Here is a 16,934-nt window from a genome sequence, read left to right as displayed (position 1 = left end):
AAGCGCACGGCGGCGCTCGGTCCCGGCAAAAACTGCCGATCTCGGCCCGTGTCCGCGGATCTGTGCGATCTGTACGATCCGGGCGGGCGCCCCGCGGACGCTCGGGCACGCCCTCGCGGTGGTACCTTCGCCAACCATGAGCGACGAGAGCAGCGCTGAGCGCTCGGCGGTCTACGCCGAGATCTGGGAGGGTGGCCTGCGCGAGGATCTGCGCGAGGTCCTGTTCGACGCCGACGTCATCCACGACCGGGTGATCGAGATGGGTCGGGCGATCACGCGAGACTACACCGACAAGCACCCGGTCCTGATGCTGGGCATCCTCAAGGGCTCGTACCCCTTCTTGGCCGACCTCGCCCGCGCGGTGAACCTCCCGGTGACGGTCGACTTCATGGCCGTGTCGTCCTACGGGGCCGGGACCAAGTCTTCGGGCGTCGTCCGGATCATGAAGGACCTCGATCGCGCGATCGAGGGCCGCCACGTGATCATCGTCGAGGACATCATCGACTCCGGGCTCACGCTCCACTACCTGCGCGAGAACCTCCGCGGTCGGAGCCCCGCGTCGGTCGAGATCGCGGCGCTGCTCGACAAGAAGGCCGTGCGCAAGGGCAAGGAGCTCGAGGACATGGGCGCGCGCTACGTCGGCTTCGACTGCCCCAACGAGTTCGTCGTCGGCTACGGCCTCGACTTCAAGGGCCGCTACCGCAACCTCCCCTTCATCGGCGTCCTCCGACCGGAAGTCTATTCCTGACGGCGCGTTGACGGCGGGGGGCTAACAACGGCCCCTCGGCTGTGCAATCTCCAGCTCCGCTGGGAAGCGCGACCCGTTGCCCGGCCTCGCGCCCGGGCTCTCGGGCGTGTGCGTGAGCGCCGAGAGATCCTCGCGCTCGCGCTGCGGCGCCTTCGACACCAGCCGCACCAGCGGACGATCGCCGCGCGGCTGGCAGCCGGCTCGCCTGAGCGCTTCCTGACCCGCGCCCGCACCGCTTCGGGTACCGTGGATCGGCCATGGCGCGGGTGAGGAGCAAAGCATGCAGTACTGGGGCGGCGGCTACGTTCAGGATCTGCTGATCATCATCTCGTTGATCGCGGTCGCGGCGGCCCTGCGCCGGATGATCGGGCCGGTCCAGCGCCTCGGCATGCCCGACGCCCTGATCGCCGGGGCCTTGGCGGTCGTGCTGGGCCCGGCGGTCCTCGGTCTGCTGCCCTTCTCGGCCGCGCACCTCGAGGTCATCGTCTATCACGGGCTCGCGCTCGTGTTCATCGCCGTCAGCCTCCAGGCGCCGCCGCCCGGCAAGCCGAGCGGGACGGCGCGCTCGATCGCGTTTGCGATCCCGGCGATAGCGACCTTGCAGGGCGTGGTCGGCTTGCTGTGTGTGCTCGGCTGGAACGCGGTCGAGGGCGGGCCGCGGCTGCACACGGGCTTCGGGGTGCTGCTGCCCCTGGCCTTCAACCAGGGGCCGGGCGCGGCGATGACCTTCGGCTCGACCTGGGAGCAGGACGCGGGCCTCACGAATGGCGCGCAGATCGGGCTGATCATGGCGGTGTTCGGCTACGCCTGGTGCTGCGTGGTCGGGGTCGCGCTCGTGGCGTGGGGCCGGCGTCGAGGCTGGGATCGGGCCCGGGGCAGGGCCGAGCTCCAAGCTGCGGTCGACAGCCCGAGCGACGAGCCGCCCCTTCGTCGGCCGCCCGCGCGGCGGACCAGGGTCGGCGGGCTCGAGCCGCTCACGGCTCAGCTCGTGGCGATCGCCCTGGTCTATCTCGCGACCTGGGTGTTCCTCGAGCTCGTCACGCCGCAGCTGCCCGAGAAGCACCAGCCGACCGTGTGGGGCTTTCACTTCCTGATCGCGACCGGCTTCGCGCTGGTCCTGCGACCGCTGGCCGCGCGGCTGCCCGGCGGCAACCCTCTGGACGACGACCTGCTCGCTCGGACCAGCAGCGTGATCGTCGACGTTGCGACCTGTGCCGCGCTCGCTGCCGTCAGCGTCGCGGTGCTCGCCGAGTACCTCGCGCCCGTCTTGCTGATCTCGACCGTCGGCGGCCTCACGACCGCGTTCGCGTGCATCTGGATGGCTCGGCGCGCGTTCCCGACCCGGCCCTTCGAGCACAGCGTGGTGACCTACGGCTCGCTCACGGGCACGGCCACGACCGGGCTGATGCTGCTGCGCATGCTCGATCCGCAGCTCGAGGGCCCGAGCGCCCGCAACTTCGTGCTCGCGGTCACGCCGTCCGCGGCCCTGGCTCTGCCCTTGCTCATCGCGATCCAGATCCCGGTCACCAACTTCCCCGCGGACTACCCGGGCAAGGCGCTGGTGGTGTTGGGCGTGCTCCTAGGCTACGCGCTGGTGCTCGTCCTGGTCTGGCGCTTCATGGCCCCGCTGCGCTTCGGAAAGACCCCGTGGAAGCCGTGGCCGAGCCTCGATGGCGAGGAGCGCGGGTGATTTGGCTGCCCGGGTTGCGGAGCCAGCGTGGGCCTGAAATCCTAGCCCGCGCCGGCTCATGAAGCGTCCTTCCCGTCTCCCAGGCTCGAGGCCTCGGCTTCGCTGCCTCGTCCGCAGCTCGCTGGTGATCTTCGCCCTCGGCGGGTGCAAGGCGCCCGGCAACCCGAGCTCGCCTGTGGTCGTCTCCGACGCGGGCCCCGGGCCGGGTCCCGACCGGGGCCTCGCGGGGGAGCTCGAGCGGGCGGCCGCGGGCGTCGAGCACGAGGCCCTCGCGCAGCTGCTGCGCGAGCACTGGCGGGACCGCCTCGAGCACGCGCCGACCTTCGCGATGCGCGTTGGCGTCCACGACTTCGACGCTGGCTGGCCCGAGCGTGGACCCGAGGCCCGCGCGGCCGCGCGCGAGCGACGGTCGAGCTACCTCGAGCGCGCGCGGGCGATCGACGCGGGCGCGGGCGCGGGCGCGGGCGCGGGCGCGGGCGCGGCCGGCCTCGACGACGACGACCGCCTGACCCTCGAGCTGTTCATCGCCGAGCTCGAGTCCGCTGAGGCCACGCAGGTGTGCGAGCGGTGGGCGTGGAGCGTGTCGACGCGCAACAACGCGATGACCGAGCTGCTCGAGCTCGCCGAGCTCGTCCGCCTCGACGCCGGGGCCGAGGCTAGCGACCTCAGCGCGCGTTACCGCAGCTTCCCCGCCCTCGTCGACGCCCACATCGCCGACCTCCGTGACGGCCTCGGGCGCGGGCTCGTGGCTGACGCCGAGACCCTCGCGCGGACCGTGGAGATGCTCGAGCGTCAGCTGGACACGCCGGTCGACGAGTCGAGCTTGCTCGAGCCGGTCGTCGAGCGCGCGAGCGACGATCCCGTCCGCGTCGAGCTGCGCGGGCTCGTGACCGAGGAGGTCGTCCCCGCGCTCACGCGCTACGTCGCGGTCTTGCGCGAGGAGCTGCTCCCGGCCGCGCGCTCGGGCGCGGCGGTCGGGCTCGGGGGCCTGCCCGTGGGCGCGGACTGCTACACGGCGCTGATCCAGCAGCACATCAGCGAAGCCCGCAGCGCCGACGAGCTCCACGAGCTCGGGCTCGCCGAGATCGCCCGGATCGACGACGAGTTCCGCAGCCTCGGCGCGCGCGCGCTCGGGACCGGCAAGCTCGACGAGGTGCTCACGCGGCTGCGGACCGACCCCGAGCTCTATTTTCGCGACGCCGAGGAGGTCGAGCGCTTCGCTCGCGAGAGCCTCCGCGCGGCCGAGGCCGCGGCGCCGCAGTGGTTTGGCCACCTGCCCGCGACGCCGTGCGAGGTCCGGGCGATCCCCGACTACGAGGCGCCCTACACGACGATCGCCTACTACCGCCAGCCCGGCGACGACGAGCCCGGCGTCTACTTCATCAACACCTACGCGCCGACGACCCGGCCGCGCTACGAGGCCCGGGTCCTGGCGATCCACGAGGCCGTGCCCGGCCACCACACCCAGATCTCGATCGCGCAGGAGTTGCCCGACGCGCCGGCCTTTCGTCGCCACGGCGGCACGACCGTGTTCGTCGAGGGCTGGGCGCTGTACACCGAGCGCCTCGCCGACGAGATGGGGCTCTACGAGAGCGATCTCGATCGCCTCGGGGTCCTGAGCTTCGACGCCTGGCGGGCGTCTCGCCTGGTCGTCGACACCGGGCTCCACGCCAAGGGCTGGACCCGGGAGCAGGCCGTCGAGTTCATGCTCGCGCACACGGCCCTGGCCAAAAACAACATCGTCAACGAGGTCGATCGCTACGTCGGCTGGCCTGGCCAGGCGCTGGCCTACAAGTACGGGCAGATCGAGCTCCTGCGCCTGCGCGCCGAGGCCGAGGCCGCGCTCGGAGCTCGCTTCGACATCGCCGGCTTTCACGACGTCGTGCTCGGGGCCGGGGCGGTGACCTTGCCGATCTTGCGGCGCCGCGTCGGCGCCTGGGTCGAGGGGCGCGGCGCGGGCAATTGATCGATGGGTGAGTTCAATCGCCTCCTGGTCTCCGGCCTGCGGCTCGCGTCGCTGCTGGTCGTGATGTTGTGGTCGGCGTCGGCCTTGGCGCAGTCGCCCGAGCTCGGCCCGAGTGAGGCCTCGGGCGGCCCCGAGGTCCGCGCGCTGTGGTCCGACGGGCACGAGCTGCTCCTCGCCGGCGGCCGCCAGGCGATCCGGCTCTACGATCAAAGCGGCGCGGAGACGGTCAGCGCGGCGGTCGAGCCCGAGGTCTTCGTCGACGCCGACGGCACGCGCGCGGTCGGTGGTGTGCTCGCGGTGTTCGCCGCGGCCGACGGTCGCCTGGTCTCGTGGCGACCCGGTGAGGTCAGCGAGGAGCGGGTCCCGCTGCTCGAGGGCGACGAGCTCGTCGCGGTCGTCGTCGACGCCAGCGGGACGGTCTACGCGATCGGCCGCGAGCAGGCGCTGTACGAGCGCGGCACGCGACGCTGGCGAGTCTATCCTTACCCCACCCGGATGCGCCCGCTCGCGGCCGCGACCAGCCCCGGCGGCCAGGTTCACATCGTCGGGCGCGACGGTCTGCTGGTGCGCTTCCTCGACGGCGAGTGGGATCGCCCGCTGGTCCCCGGGCTCACGCCCGAGTCGATCCGCGCGCCCTGGTACGACGCCTGGTACAGCGCCGTGACCGAGACCTTGTGGGTCCGCGTCGGTCGGGATCGCCTCGTCGAGCTCGAGTTCGGCGAGCAGCGGGCCGTGATCGACAGCGAGCTCGCGTCCGAGCGGCTGCTGCGTGACGAGGGCGAGGGCGAGGGCGAGGGCGAGGGCGAGGGCGAGGGCGAGGGCGAGGACGAAGATAGCGGCGCAGAGACGGCGCTGCGGGTCTCGGGCGCCGTCCCCACGCGCGAGCATCCGATCCCAATTGGTGCGCCGAGCGAGGGCGAAGCCCCGGCGGGGTTCACCGCGATCACTGGGGTCTCATCCGCGGCTGGCGACCGCGTGGTGATGACGGCGGGCGACCGGGTGTGGCTGTGGGATCGCGGGCGCTTCGTGCTCATCGGCCGCGACATCGGCCTCGTCCACGACCTCGCCCTCGACGGAGGGGAGGGCGTGGCCTGGGTCGCATCCCGCGCGGGGCTCGAGCGCGTGCCCCTCGTTGCGATCTCGAAGGAGCAGGCTGACCAACCCCTCGCCGAGTCCGATCAGAAGCTGCTCGAGCGCCTGCGACGGCGCGAGGCCTGGCAGCTGCGCAAGGCCGACGGGCCGCGCTTCTTCTGGATGCCGACGATCCGCCTCGACAACGGCGTGGTGTTCCCGCTCGGCGCGGAGCCGGTCGCGGGCTACTCGCTCGAGCTCAGCGCCGGCGCGATGCTCCAACCGCTGAACAAGGAGCGCGGCCCGACGCTGTGGGTCTGGCCCGAGCTCGCCTACCGCTACGAGACCCACCCGTCCCGCGGCGGCCACCTGTTCGATCTCGGCGTCGGCGTTGGTTTTGGCACCCACATCATCGCGGCCTTCTATCGCCCGCGCCTGGTCCTTGGCGGGATCGATCGCAACACCGGCGACGGGCCCGCGGTCTACGGCCTCCGCCACGGGCTCGCGCTCGAGGCGGTCTGGGGCATCGTCGGGCTCGAGGTCAGTCATCAGTATCTCGGCAGCAACGAGGGCGCGCTCAACGACATCCGCCTCGGTCTGAGCATCAACCTCGCGCCGCTGATCTGGATCGGCATCTTGTGGGCGACGATCCCGACCAACGAGTAGCCCCTCGCAGGACGTAGATGGGCGCGGCGGTCGCCGAGTTCCCCCAGGCTCGGCGATCGTGGTAGGTCCGTCGCCGTGAGTAGCTCCGCAGCTCGAGTCCCGCAGCTCGACCTCCGCCGCTTCGACCAGGGCAGCGACTCCGATCGCGCCGCCTTCGTCGCTGATCTCGGCCAGGCGCTGCGTACCTACGGCTTCGTCGGCATCCGCGAGCACGGGCTCGACGAGGTCCTTGTCGGGCGCGCCTACGAGGTCCTCAAGCAGTTCTTCGCGCTGCCGACGAAGACCAAGATGGGCTATCACGTCCCCGGCGGGGGCGGTGCTCGGGGCTACACGGCCTTCGGGGTCGAGACCGCCAAAGACGCTGAGATCGCCGATCTCAAGGAGTTTTGGCATGTCGGCCGGACCTTGCCGGCTGACAGCGAGTGGGCAGGGATGATGCCCGCCAACTTGTGGCCGAGCGAGGTCGAGGGTTTTCGCGAGGTGCTCTCGAGCCTGTACGCGGCGCTCGACAGCCTCGGGGGGCGGATGTTGCGGGCGATCGCGCTCCACCTCGGCCTCGACGAGGACTGGTTCGCCGACAAGGTCGATCACGGCAACTGCGTCTTGCGGCCGATCCACTATCCCGCGCTCGACGGCGCGCAGGGGGCCGACGGCGCGGTGCGCTCGGCCGCGCACGGCGACATCAACCTGATCACGCTGCTCGTCGGCTCGGGCGAGCCGGGCCTCGAGATCTTCTCGCGCAAGGGCGAGTGGATCCCGGTCTCGACGATCGAGGGCGTGGTCGTGTGCAACGTCGGCGACATCCTCGAGCGGCTGACCAACAACGTGCTCCCGTCGACGCTCCACCGGGTCGTCAACCCGCCGGAGCCGTGGCGCAGCCAGCCACGCTACTCGCTGCCCTTCTTCGTCCACCCGAACCCCGAGTTCGTGGTCGAGACGCTGCCGGAGTGCGTCTCGGACGACAACCCGAATCGCTACCCCGAGCCGATCACCGCCGACGCGTTCTTACTCCAGCGTCTGCGCGAGATTAAACTCTTCTGAAAACTGCCGTGGGGCGGGCCGATACGTCCACACCATGTCGGACACGCACAGCTTCCCCACATCCTGCTCGACCGAGCTCGAGCCTCACGACGAGGACCTCCCGGGCGGCACCTCCGCCCCCGCGGCGTCTCCGCTCGCCCTCGGGCCGGCCGCGGCCGCATGTGACGCGCTTCAGCGGGCACAGTCGCCCGCGTCGGCGCTGGCTGCGGTCGAGGCTCCTCAGCCGGTCTGGGTACGGGCGAGCGAATGGCTGGCCTCGCGGTTCCCGCCGCTGCCACGAATGGCCGGGGTCCGGGCCACTGATGAGTCACATGTTCGCGAGAGTGTTCGCGTTCCAAGTGACTCGCGCCGAGGGCGGGCTTCGGGCCTCGCATGGCACGCCACCGCGTATGTGCCCGACTGTTCTTCACTGTCGATTGGCTTCGCAGTCCACGAAACTGGGCGCAACTTGGATACCGGTCGCAATTTCGGTCGTCATGTGCGGAGCCTGCGTCGCGCGCGAGGGATGACCCAAGAGGTCCTCGCCGAGCGCAGCGGCCTGTCGGCGGACACGATCCGCCGCCTCGAGCATGGCAGCTTCTCCCCGAGCCTCGACACCCTGCGTAAGTTGTGTGGCGGGCTCGACCTGATGTTGAGCACCCTGTTCGAGAGCTACGAGCTCGGCGCGCGGAACGAGGCCCGGGAGCTCGTCGATCTCCTGGCCACGCGAGGCCCCCGAGAGCTGGTCCTGGCGACGCGCGTGCTCCGGGCCCTGTTCGAGGAGCTCGACGGCATCGCGGCCGCGGCCAGCGACGCGGCGGCCGCGGCCAGCGGTGCGGCGGCCGACAGCGAGGGCGAGGCCGAGGCCGAGTCCGAGTCCGAGTCCGAGTCCGAGGCCGAGTCCGAGAACTCGTGATCGAGCGCCCGCGGGTCCGAGCTCGCGCGCCAGCGCGGCTCGCGGCTCCGCGCGCGTGTGCGGGGATCGGCACAGCGGGGATCGGCACAGCGGCGTCCGGCACAGCGGCGACCCGCCGGTCGCCCGGGGCCCCGCCGCGCCCGGGTATTCGCGCGCGTTCGCGACGAGTACGATTTGCCGGTCGCTACCGGTCACATTTGCCTGGTCGGGTCGATTTCGCGTGTGGGGCGTACAACGCGGCACCGTCCATGATCACGTGTTCGGAACCACTAAAAAGCGCGTTGTGGCGCCGTCATTGACGACACTACAACGCGCAATCATGAGAGTAGCGTTCAGGCGGCCCGGGGCTCTGCGCTGAGCTCGCCGTTGTTGGCTGCCACTTCTACTGCTGGAGCAGCCTTGTTCGGGACCTTGTTCGGGAACTCGCGGGTGCGCAGGAGACGCAAAAGCGCGGGCAGGGGCCGGTCGGGCAGGCTAGCGAAGTAGCCAATCGCGGACGGAAGATCCCCAAACGTGTCCGCAATCTCGGCGAAATGGGGGTTGTTGGCGACGTTCTCGCGGAGCAGGGGCTTGCAGCCGGCCGGGTTGGCCTTGAACTCGCGGACGTGCTCGAGCAGGCGCCGGTGGTAGTCGGGATCTTCGATGATCGCGCCGATCGACTTGGACCGGGGGTGGGTGCCATCGAGGATCTGGACGATCTGCCGTTCGAGCTCGTCGAGGCCGTCGTCGATCGCCGCGAGCAGCTGCAGATCGTAGATCGGGTCGGCGTGGGTCACCTGCATCAGGTGGCCGATGATCGCGTCGCGGTGACTCATGAACCCGGTCGGATCCATCATCGAGGCCGGGTCATCGAGAAAGCGCAGCAGCGCGTGAAACACGAAGGTGATCTCCTTGCTGCGGTAGTAGTCGGCCGCGCAAGGGACGATGAAGAAGCGGAACATGTCGACCGAGCCGAACAGGAGCTGGGTCCGGTTGGGGTCGGCGCCGATGTAGCCGAGGGTCCGGAGCTTGCCCAGACGCGGCTCGATTCGCTTGGGGAAGGCGTAGTTGGCGAGCGCGTAGCCCGCACGCCGAAGCTTGCCCCGAATTGACTTTCGGTCCCCGAGCGTCCTTCGGAGCAACTTGAGTGGGCGTTCGCTGAAGCGTGCAAGGGTGGCGTCCCTCATGGTGTGCAATATTTAGCACATGTGAAAGCTCCCGCGCAACCCGGATTCGTGAAATAAGTTCACGCAGGGCCTCCAAACGCCGTGAACTATATTCACTGTATGCGAGGCGAGGTCTGAGCGGCGCAGTGTCCAGGTCATGAATCCAATTCATCCCCTGTTCTCACCGCGCGCAGGCGAGAGAAGATACAATTGCGCAATACGCGCGGCGTGCACATGCATAATGTGCACGCCCGTGCACGACACGAGCTATTTGTCTGCGCGAGCGCGCAACTAGATACGCACTCGGCTTCTGACGAAGGGTCGTCAGCTGCCGGCGCCGCAGGTCCACTTGCCCAGGGGCGTGGGCTTGTCGCCGAGCTGGACGATGCGCTCTCCGGCGCCGCCGTCGAAGGTGATCCCGGTCCACAGCTCCCGCTTGCCGTCGCCGTCGAGGTCGACGGCGCCGAGCAGCTTGATCACGTCGGCGCCCTTCTTGGCCTGGTCGATGAGCTGGAGGTTGGCGAGGTCGCCGCCGGGGGCCATGAACAGGCCCGAGACCAGGTAGGTGTCGGGGTCGGCGGGGTTGATGAGCACCGCCGACGCGAACAGCTCGTCCTTGCCGTCGCCGTCGATGTCGGCGGTGGCCCTTTGCTTGGGCTGGAATTCGCCCTGGACGTTGCGGATCTTGGCCATCGCCTCTTGCACGGCCTTGGTCTCGGCCTCGTCGAGGCGAGCGCCGCGGTCGGACCAGGTGTCGGGGCTGATCTGCGTGAACTCGGGCGCGAGTGATTTGGGCCACACGCCCCAGTCGTAGTCCGCGCCTCCATCGAGCTCGGCAGTCGGGATCGCACCCTCGTCCGCGCAGGTCGAGGTCTTGGTCCCGGCGCCGGTCTTGCTGAGTGCCTTGGTGCCGAAGCTCGACTCCATGTAGACCTCGGAGCCCTCCGCGACCAGGCCCACGCAGTCGGCTCCGCTCGCCAGCCCGCCCTTGTCCTTGTCGAAGCAGGCCATCGGCTGAAGGGCGCCCTCGACCGAGAACACGACGGTGCTGGTCTCGGGCGGCTTGGGCCCGGACAGATCAAAGCGAGGCTCGACGGGCTCGGGCTCGGGCTCAGGCGCCGGCTCGGCCTTCTTCTCCTCCTGCTTGGGCTCGGGCTCGGCTTCTTTCTTACAGCCCGGGAGCGTCAGCAGGAGCACACCGAGGGTCACGACAGCGAGGGGGGCACGGTTCATGGCCGCCGCAGTCTACTCGATACCCCCACCACCGTCCCGTACCCCTAGCAGCGCGTGGTGCAATCCCTCGCGCCGCCTCGCTTGGCCTTTTCGCCGAGGGCTTTGTCGCCAAAACTTGCAGTACGCCCGGTACAGCGGCGTTTTGGCTTCGCGCCCTCGGCGAACATTCCGGCGCGAGGCGACACGATGCATTGCACCACTGCTAGCAGCCCGTGGTGCGTGGCGACCTTGCCGACGCGCGCGGGCTCAAAAGGTATTCCGGACGGGAGGCGGACCCTTCCCTGGCCGCCCCCCGTCCTCATCCGGGGCTCCGCGACCACCACCCATGAAGCTTTGGCGGCCACCTGTGCATCGAACCCGGGCTCCTCTTCCGGTCTCGACGCCCACTTTACATATCCGTCTTCGGCCCCGAGTGCACTGGCCAACCCCGCCGCTCGGCGACCACAGTGGTCACGAGCTCGGCGATTTCGGCGACGGCGAGCTCGGCGACGGCGACGGCGACGAAGATCCGGCTCAGGCCTGTGAACGCGTGCGCGCGCGGACGAGCAGCACGATCAGGCCGAGGCCGTGGAGCAGGATCAGGGCCAACATCGCGTAGTCGGCCACCCTCAGGATCGGCAGCAGGGTCAGCGTTGCGCCGGCGAGGCCCGCGAGCAAGAACACGACGCCGAAGCCGACCCCAGCGCCGCGCCCGAAGGCGAAGTCGGCCGCCCGCGCGCCGTAGCCCGCCCACGCGATCATCGTGGTCAGGGCCAGGATCAGCACGCTCGTGGCCAGGAGCAGATCGCCGCCGCGCTTGACGTTCATGCGTGCGGCCCAGCCCACGCGGCCCAGCCCGCCACCTGCGACGTAGGGGCCGTCCATGTACGGGGCGACCTCGGCCGGGTGGGGCTCGTAGAGCTCGCCCTGCGAGGCCTGGGGCTCTTTTTGGGGGTGGACGGCGACGAGGGTGCGGCGCTCGGCCAGCGGACCCGTCAGCGAGTTGCGCTCGAGCCCGAGGCGGCTGAGGTAGCTGCTCGAGGCCGGGAACCGGGCGCCGCTGTGGACCTCGACCTCGAAGGTGTAGGCCGGGGGCAGCAGGTAGGGCCCGGTGTACTCGCGCCAGCGGTCGGCCTTGGCGAAGTCGGCGATGTCCCTGCGTCCGCTGAGGAAGCGCAGGGTCCCGTCGATGAGCTCCGAGGTGACCGGGATCAGCATGTCCTTGGTCGGGTCGGTGTTGTGGCGAATGACCGCGGTATCGGTCTCGGCCAGGAAGCTCCACGGCGGGGTCATGAGCTCGCCCGAGGCCAGCAGCTTGCCGATCTCGACGCCGCGCTCGGGCGGGCGCAGCTCCATCGGCAGGCGCGCGCCGATCGGGGCATTGAATTCCTCGCGCGCGACCATTGCGACCGGGGGCCGGGCCTCACCGTTGTCGAAGTAGGGCCCGCGGAACGCCGACGACGAGACCGTGGTCCGCAGGCTCAGCGGGCGCATCGGATCGGGATCGACCTCGATCAGGGCGTGGTGAACACCCCAGCGGGTCTGGAACATCTCGACCACGCGCCCCTCGAAGTGAAAGTCGCCAAACACGACGTAGGGCCCGTCGCGGACCTTGGACATGAGGTGGAGATCGATCTCGGGGTCGACGGGGGTCAGCTGAACGAACTTGCGGTCCTCGGGCCCGAGGACCTCGTTGGTCACCGGGATGCGCAGGTCGTAGGCCGGGCCTGCGGACACGGTCTTGTCGCGGAACACGACCTCGCGGATGACCTGGGTCTCCTCGGCGAAGCCGAGCACGATCGAGTTTTGACCCTCGCGGGCCGGGACCTTCATGCCCCGCGGGCTCGCGCGCATGACCATCGGGTAGACCTGGCCCTCGACCATCGCGGCGGTGTCGCTCGCGTCGGAGCTGACGGCGTCGAGGGGCAGGACCACGGTCTGTCCGGCCTGGAGGCTCGCCGCGGTCCCGCGCGCCTGGGGCCGCTCGAGCGGGGCCCACAGCGCCATCACGCGCTGGCGATCGTCGGGGCTGAGGCGCTCGATGTCGCCGTCGGTCAAGGCCGCGGCGATCTCGGCCAGCTCCTGCTCGCTCGCGAGGCGCTCGGTCCCGGCCGCGACCCGCTCGCCGGGCTCGTCGATGCGCTGGCCAACCCAGGGGGTCGAGCTCAGGGCCACGATCGCCGTGAGCGTCGGGACCACGATCCCGCTGACGAGCGGCGCGAGCATGGCGGCGGCGGCGGCCTTGCGAGGATCCTTGGCGCGGTCGGCTTGGGGCGTGAACCCGGCGCTGCCGATCCCGGCCTCGGTCGCGAGGGTCGCGCGCAAGAACCCGACCTGCATGGCCATGAGCACGCCACCGCCCGCGGCGCCGCCGGCGATCTCGCTCGAGAGCGAGCCCGAGCTGATCCCGGCGAACATCGACCCGAGCGCCGCGCCGGGGTCACCGGGGGAGCGCGCGATCATCAGGACGACCGCGACCACGTAGAGCGCGACGGCGACGGGTCCGAGCGCGACCACGAAATTGCGCAGCTTGGGCACCGCCATGCCCACGCCCGCGGCCACGACCAAGAACCCGGCGATCAGCCAGCGCTCACCGCCGACCGCGACCAGCAGCTCGCCGCTTTGCTGGGTCTGGAGCATCGAGCCGGCCGCGATCGCAAAGACCATGAACACCAGGGCGAAGAGCGTGGCGAGGCTGTGACCCGAGATCAGGTTGGGGGCCCCGAGCCATTCGAGCGCGCGCGAGCGCAGCGCCGGGATGCCGTCGGCGAGGGCGTAGACCGTGCCGGCCTCGTTTTGGTCCCTGTCGGCCGTGGCGATCCGACGGCGAAAGCGGACCGCGAGCATGACCTCGGCGTAGACCAGGCCCATGCCCAGCAGCGACGCGATCCACATCCAGCCGATCGCTCCGGGCCCGCCGAGCTCGAGCGCGAGGATCGAGCCGCCGACGCTGCCCATGCCCACGCTCGCGGCCAGAAACCCGCGCCGAACCAGCGCCGAATTGGGGCCGGCCTTCCACGCGTTCGGCAGCTCGCGCAGCTGCGCGAAGCCGGTCAGCAGCGTGGCCAGCACGCCGACGGCCAGCACCGAGTAGACCAAGATCGCCTGGGCGACGGGGGTCAGGTCCATCATCCGGGAGAAGGTACCCAGGATCCGCAGCCAACAAAAACCGAGTGCCGCCAACTCGGTTGCTGCGGACGCTGAGCGGCCGTCCTCGTCCGCCTGCGTGGGTTTCGCAGGACACGCGAGGGGTCCGCGGCGGCGCTGGATCAGCCCTGCTCGAGCTCGAAGAGGACCACTGGCGAGTCCTTGGGCAAGAACAGGCCGCCGCCGCAGCTGTCGAAGTGAGGGGCGAGGGCGTCGCGGTACCAGGCCGCCGTCCGCAGGTAGACGTCGCCGTCGGTCACCGACTGGTCGCAGTTGTGCAGCCAGTCACCCTTGGTCAGGGCCTCGAGGTAGAGCGCCTGGCCAGCGTGGCGGGCGAGGTTGCGGATCGCCCGTCGTGCCTGCGCGTCTGGCAGGTACTGGAGGACCCCCTGGCACACGACCAGATCGACGGCGCGACCGTGGTCGTGATCGACGACGGATCCTCGGACCCAGCCGTGGCGCTCACACAGGTGCGCGCTGAACTCGACGCCGTGGTACGTGAGCCCCGGCACACAGTGCCGCAGGGGCGCACGCCACAGCCCGACCCCGCAGCCAAAGTCGAGGACCTCGCGCAGCTCGACGCCGAGGTAGTCGAGGTAGCTGCACACGAAGCGGACCAGCCGCGCGGTCGATGCCTCGCTCCCGACGCGCGTGTCGGGGTCGGCGTAGTAGCGCTCGTAGTAGGACGAGTCGAAGCGTGCGTCCGCCATCGCCGGGAGCATAGCTTGCGCTGCGTCACAGTCTTTATCGTCTCCAAGACCTAGCAGCCCGGGCTGCTAGCAGCGAGGTTGTCGGGCCGCACGCCCGAGTCTTGGAGACTGTCTTTGGATCAGCAGGACACAGTGACACCTCGGCGTGACCCAGGTGCGTCCTTCGGACCAGTGGTGGGCGCCTGTCCTGTGCTCGTATAGTCGGAGGGTCATGGACAAGCTCGAGCTTTCATTGATTGCGATCGTCAGCGTCGCTGGCGTTGGTCTCTTGGGGTGCGCAGACGATGGCGTCCGACCCGGGAGCGGCGACGACGAAACCTCCGGCCTGACGACGGTCGGGCCCGAGGCGGGCGACAGCGGCGAGACCGGCACGAGCACGAGCACGAGCACGAGCACCGACGATGGGAGCGAGGAGGGCGCGTCCAAGTTCGACCTCGCGCCGATCCCCGACGGCATGCAGGGCTGCGGCGGCGAGACGATGAGCGACTTCAGCTACATCTGGATCGCCAACTCGACCCAGGGCACGGTCTCGAAGATCGAGACCGTGAGCACGGTCGAGGAGGGCCGCTACGCGGTCACCAGCGACAGCTCGATGCAGCCCTCGCGGACCTCGGTCAACCAGTACGGCGACGTCGCGGTCGGCCACCGCTTCTCACCGCGGGTGACCAAGGTCGCCGCGCTCGAGGAGAACTGCGTCGACAAGAACAACAACGGCATGATCGACACCTCGTCGGGCCCCGACGACGTGCGCCCCTATGACGAAGACGAGTGCGTGCTGTGGACGATCGACCTGCCCTACAACGGCCAGGGCACCCGCGCGGTCGCGTGGGAGGGCGGGACGATCGACCCGGAGACCTGCGAGAACACGATCCCCAACCCGCGCCTGTGGGTCGGCTACAGCTCGAACCCGCTGCAGGTCTACCGCCTCGACGGCGAGACCGGGGCGGTCCTCGACAACGTCCAGGTCGCCTCGACGGGCTACGTCTACGGCGGGGCCGTCAACGCCGAGGGCGACTTTTGGGTCTCGGACCGCAGCGGCGGGACCCTGTCGCGGGTCGACGCCGAGACCCTCGAGGTCAACACCTACTCGGTCCCGGCCAGCAAGGCCTACGGCATGGGCATGGACGAGAACGGGCACCCCTGGCTCGCAACCCACTCGGTCGGGGTCGGCGACTACGTGTACCGCTTCGACCCCGAGCTCGAGACCTTCGTGTCGGCCGGCGGGACCAGCGGCCGCTACCGCGGCATGAACATCGACCGCGAGGGCCGGGCGTGGGTCGCGGGCAACTCGCCGTGCCGCCTCGCGCTGTTCGACGCCGTCGCCGAGGTCGAGATCAACGACGCGATCGAGCTGCCCGGGTGCGTGGATCCGGTCGGCGTCAGCGTGGATCGGGACGGCTACGTGTGGGTCGTGGATCGCGGCGCGAGCCTGGCGTGGAAGGTCGACCCCAACTTCCACATCATCGTCGGCATGGTCTCCGGGCTGGTCAATCCCTACACCTACTCGGACATGACCGGGCAGGGGCTCAACCTCGTGGTCAACCCGCCGGGCTAGCAGCCCGGGGTGCAATGCCTCGCGCCGCCTCGCTTGGCCTTTTCGCCGAGGGCTGTCTCTATCGTCTCCAAGACTCGGGCCTGCGGCCCGACAACCTCGCTGCGCTCGGCCCCCAGGTCCTGGGAGACTGTCTTTATCGTCTCCAAGACTCGGGCCTGCGGCCCGACAACCTCGCTGCGCTCGGCCCCCAGGTCCTGGGAGACTGTCTTTATCAGGGCGGGCTGAGCACGTGCTCGAGGGCGACCCAGCCGGTCTTGCCGTCGAAGCAGACCAGTAAGCTCTTGGCGGCCTCTTCGAGGTCGTCGAGCTCGGACAGGCGCGCGGCGCCGTAGACCTCGCCCTCGTGCTCGAAGAACCACTGCTTGCGCGCGGCGTGGGTCACGACCAGCTCGCGGACCGCCTCGACCTCGCGCCCGTAGGCCTCGAGCTCGGCCTCGTCCCACAGGCCGTTGCGGTTCTCGTCCCAGTGGGTCAGCAGCCGGGTCTCGCGCTGGATCAGCTCGCGCTGCTCGGCCTCGGTCTCGAGGTGAAGCAGGATCTCGCCGATCCGCTCGGCCTGGGCGGCGTGGCCCGTGCGCAGGAGCAGATCCTTTTGCTTGCGGAGCTGATCGAGGAGGTGGGACTCGCGCCAGCGCGAGGGCATCAGCCCGAGCTTCACGAGCAACCAGGGCGTGAACACGCTGGTTCCGGGCACGGGCAGGGCGGTGTTGACCGCGGCGATCAGCCCGGCCGGGAACAGCCGGACGAGATCCATGATCTGCTCGCGGACTTTGGCCCGCTCCTCGTCGCTGAGCTCACGCTCACCGCGGGCCCGGATCAGCGCCATGGCCTCGCGGCTCTCCTCGAGCTCGCCGACGAAGTGCGACCACTGCTCGACGGCGACGGCCCTGGCGCGCTTGGTCACCCGGCGAAACAGGCCCGGGGGGCGCTCGATGATAGCGAGCTCCTCGGTCAGATCCCGGAGCTGGTCGACCTCGAGGCCCTGAGCTTCGAGCTCGTCCGCGATCTGCCCGAGCGCCCAGGTGTCATCGTGCTCGGCGTCGGCGCCGTCGGCTGAAAGCGCAGCCATCGCCGCGACTCTACAACAA

Annotated in this window: 12 protein-coding genes; 7 read left to right on the top strand and 5 right to left on the bottom strand. The window is 70.0% G+C overall.

The window, feature by feature from the left end; genetic code table 11:
- Positions 1-196 precede the first annotated feature (196 nt).
- The 6 genes from hpt (at position 197) to ENSA5_RS39890 (ending at position 8,077) form a co-directional block, all read left to right on the top strand.
- Positions 197-748, top strand: a complete 552-nt coding sequence (hpt, locus tag ENSA5_RS03505; RefSeq protein ID WP_444843365.1) for a hypoxanthine phosphoribosyltransferase — start codon at positions 197-199, stop codon at positions 746-748.
- 280 nt (positions 749-1,028) lie between these two features.
- On the top strand, positions 1,029-2,438 hold the full coding sequence (locus ENSA5_RS36945) for a sodium/glutamate symporter family protein (RefSeq protein ID WP_106390129.1): 1,410 nt from the start codon (positions 1,029-1,031) through the stop codon (positions 2,436-2,438).
- 58 nt (positions 2,439-2,496) lie between these two features.
- Positions 2,497-4,404: a DUF885 domain-containing protein gene (locus ENSA5_RS03495; RefSeq protein WP_106390128.1), complete on the top strand. Its 1,908-nt coding sequence runs from the start codon at positions 2,497-2,499 to the stop codon at positions 4,402-4,404.
- 3 nt (positions 4,405-4,407) lie between these two features.
- Positions 4,408-6,141, top strand: a complete 1,734-nt coding sequence (locus tag ENSA5_RS03490) for a hypothetical protein (RefSeq protein ID WP_106390127.1) — start codon at positions 4,408-4,410, stop codon at positions 6,139-6,141.
- Positions 6,142-6,216: 75 nt separating this feature from the next.
- Positions 6,217-7,182 (top strand): isopenicillin N synthase family dioxygenase, encoded by a 966-nt coding sequence (locus tag ENSA5_RS03485; protein WP_106390126.1) that lies wholly within the window; start codon positions 6,217-6,219, stop codon positions 7,180-7,182.
- Between the two features lie 34 nt (positions 7,183-7,216).
- Entirely contained in the window at positions 7,217-8,077 is an 861-nt protein-coding gene (locus ENSA5_RS39890) for a helix-turn-helix domain-containing protein (RefSeq protein ID WP_308726530.1), read from the top strand.
- Between the two features lie 332 nt (positions 8,078-8,409).
- On the opposite strand, the gene ENSA5_RS03475 is transcribed toward ENSA5_RS39890, so the two are convergent.
- From ENSA5_RS03475 to ENSA5_RS03460, 4 genes are all read right to left on the bottom strand, one after another.
- On the bottom strand, positions 8,410-9,243 hold the full coding sequence (locus ENSA5_RS03475; RefSeq protein WP_146155282.1) for a hypothetical protein: 834 nt from the start codon (positions 9,241-9,243) through the stop codon (positions 8,410-8,412).
- Between the two features lie 303 nt (positions 9,244-9,546).
- Positions 9,547-10,455, bottom strand: a complete 909-nt coding sequence (locus ENSA5_RS03470) for a hypothetical protein (protein WP_106390123.1) — start codon at positions 10,453-10,455, stop codon at positions 9,547-9,549.
- Between the two features lie 513 nt (positions 10,456-10,968).
- Positions 10,969-13,566: an alanine:cation symporter family protein gene (locus ENSA5_RS03465; RefSeq protein ID WP_106390122.1), complete on the bottom strand. Its 2,598-nt coding sequence runs from the start codon at positions 13,564-13,566 to the stop codon at positions 10,969-10,971.
- 137 nt (positions 13,567-13,703) lie between these two features.
- Positions 13,704-14,291, bottom strand: coding sequence for a class I SAM-dependent methyltransferase (locus tag ENSA5_RS03460; RefSeq protein ID WP_181197327.1), 588 nt, complete (start codon positions 14,289-14,291; stop codon positions 13,704-13,706).
- A 211-nt stretch (positions 14,292-14,502) separates the two neighbouring features.
- Between ENSA5_RS03460 and ENSA5_RS03455 the strand changes: the two genes are divergently transcribed.
- The gene (locus ENSA5_RS03455; protein WP_106390120.1) at positions 14,503-15,846 is read left to right on the top strand and encodes a Vgb family protein; all 1,344 of its coding nucleotides are present in this window, start codon (positions 14,503-14,505) and stop codon (positions 15,844-15,846) included.
- Positions 15,847-16,057: 211 nt separating this feature from the next.
- Here the strand turns inward: ENSA5_RS03455 and ENSA5_RS03450 are convergent, their stop codons facing one another.
- Positions 16,058-16,915, bottom strand: a complete 858-nt coding sequence (locus ENSA5_RS03450; RefSeq protein ID WP_106390119.1) for a hypothetical protein — start codon at positions 16,913-16,915, stop codon at positions 16,058-16,060.
- Positions 16,916-16,934 lie beyond the last annotated feature (19 nt).

Origin of the sequence: Enhygromyxa salina (genome assembly GCF_002994615.1) — a bacterium.
GTDB classification, from domain to species: Bacteria; Myxococcota_A; Polyangia; order Nannocystales; family Nannocystaceae; genus Plesiocystis; species Plesiocystis salina_A.
Note: the sequence above shows the minus strand (reverse complement) of the source record. Positions and strands in the feature narration are given on the sequence as shown.

Coding starts and splice junctions, on each gene's coding strand:
- ENSA5_RS03460 (WP_181197327.1), bottom strand. CDS start 14,291: ATGGCGGACGCACGCTTCGACTCGTCCTACTACGAGCGCTACTACGCC.
- ENSA5_RS39890 (WP_308726530.1), top strand. CDS start 7,217: ATGTCGGACACGCACAGCTTCCCCACATCCTGCTCGACCGAGCTCGAG.
- ENSA5_RS03470 (WP_106390123.1), bottom strand. CDS start 10,455: ATGAACCGTGCCCCCCTCGCTGTCGTGACCCTCGGTGTGCTCCTGCTG.
- ENSA5_RS03490 (WP_106390127.1), top strand. CDS start 4,408: ATGGGTGAGTTCAATCGCCTCCTGGTCTCCGGCCTGCGGCTCGCGTCG.
- ENSA5_RS03495 (WP_106390128.1), top strand. CDS start 2,497: ATGAAGCGTCCTTCCCGTCTCCCAGGCTCGAGGCCTCGGCTTCGCTGC.
- ENSA5_RS03455 (WP_106390120.1), top strand. CDS start 14,503: ATGGACAAGCTCGAGCTTTCATTGATTGCGATCGTCAGCGTCGCTGGC.
- ENSA5_RS36945 (WP_106390129.1), top strand. CDS start 1,029: ATGCAGTACTGGGGCGGCGGCTACGTTCAGGATCTGCTGATCATCATC.
- ENSA5_RS03475 (WP_146155282.1), bottom strand. CDS start 9,243: ATGAGGGACGCCACCCTTGCACGCTTCAGCGAACGCCCACTCAAGTTG.
- ENSA5_RS03450 (WP_106390119.1), bottom strand. CDS start 16,915: ATGGCTGCGCTTTCAGCCGACGGCGCCGACGCCGAGCACGATGACACC.
- ENSA5_RS03465 (WP_106390122.1), bottom strand. CDS start 13,566: ATGATGGACCTGACCCCCGTCGCCCAGGCGATCTTGGTCTACTCGGTG.